Origin of the sequence: Undibacterium sp. GrIS 1.8, from assembly GCF_040544445.1 — a bacterium.
Lineage (GTDB): Bacteria > Pseudomonadota > Gammaproteobacteria > Burkholderiales > Burkholderiaceae_D > Undibacterium.
In genome coordinates this window covers 1-1,211 of record NZ_JBEONQ010000137.1, presented here as the reverse complement: position 1 = coordinate 1,211, position 1,211 = coordinate 1, and the positions used below count along the sequence as shown (strand labels likewise).

The window sequence follows — 1,211 nt, the reverse complement described above, 5'->3', positions numbered from 1 at the left end:
GGCGTAGGAGTATCCCGGCTCCAGCCCAGCAGGTTTTTGCGAAATTGCCGTGGCCCATACAGATGCAGCATTTTCTTTTGCTTTCCCACGCGTATGCCCGCCAGCCAGTCGGTGTGCGCTTGATGATTGGGAGCATGCGCGTGGCCTAGCACCAAGATGTCAGTGCCTGGTTTGTACGGTAGCAAATCGCCGTCTTCTATCACGACGGCATGCAAAGGATTTGTTTCTACGGGGCCCGCAAAAGTATCACCAAAATTAATCGGACTTTGCCGCGCTGCCAAAGTGACCGCCTTGCCATCGGCGGCAAAATCAAAGGTGGCGCGCACGATCAGAATATCCAGTGGCTCGCCTTCAGGGCCACTCTTTTCCAACCAGAAATGCGGGACGCCGCTGTGGTTGTTAATGACGGTCATAGACGTGATTCTGTTGGAGCATGCAGCCATTGCTTACCCAGTTTTCATCCTTTTTAAATGACTTCATTTGGCGTCTCCTGAATCGCCAGCAGGCGCACTCTTGGCACCGCCAGAATTGAGCAAGACGTCATCCGGGCCGTCAATATGAACTTTATTACCGCTCTTAATATGCACTTCTGGACTATCGATATAGATCGCTTCCGGCGTCAGGACGAACTTGGATTTCCCGCAGAGTAGTTCTATCTTGTCACCGGCCGAAATGGAGACTGTTTTACCCACCTTGGTCATTTGATTCATGCCCACAATGGTAGACATGATCAGGCCTACATTGAGGCTATACCCCATACCCACGTTGTCCATCCGACCCATGCCGACGTTTTGCATATAGGCCATGCCGATGGTTTCGGTCTTCATTCTTGCGACGTTGATCGACCAGTTTTTGCCGATACTGTCTTTTTCGTTTTTAGCGATCGTTTTTGTGCGGTTACCTCCAATACTGATGGTCTCGTTCTTGCCGACATCCTCAGTCCGGTGATCACCTATGCTGATGGTCTCGTTGTGATCCACCCTTTCTTTGCGGTTGTTATGGACAGTGATGGTTTCATCGTTGTCGACGGTTTCAGTGCGGTCATGTTTGATGTGGCTGGTTTCGTCATGGTCAATGGTTTTGCGCCGGTCGTGACCGACCCATTTGTCTTCATCATGTTCGACTTCGGTGAGTTGGTCTTTTTCTGCATGGAGCCAGAGTTGTTCTGCGCCTTTTTTATCTTCAAAGCGAATGGCGTTGGCGGTGTCGTA

2 protein-coding genes are annotated in these 1,211 nt (G+C 50.8%); both read right to left on the bottom strand.

Translation table 11 applies throughout. The features are described 5' to 3' along the window. A partial coding sequence (locus AAKU64_RS22550) for a DUF2169 domain-containing protein (protein WP_354363111.1) occupies window positions 1-413 on the bottom strand: 413 nt, incomplete at its 3' end. Window positions 414-476: 63 nt separating this feature from the next. Then, window positions 477-1,211 (bottom strand): bacteriophage T4 gp5 trimerization domain-containing protein (locus AAKU64_RS22545; protein WP_503012730.1); only part of this gene is annotated, 735 nt, incomplete at its 5' end.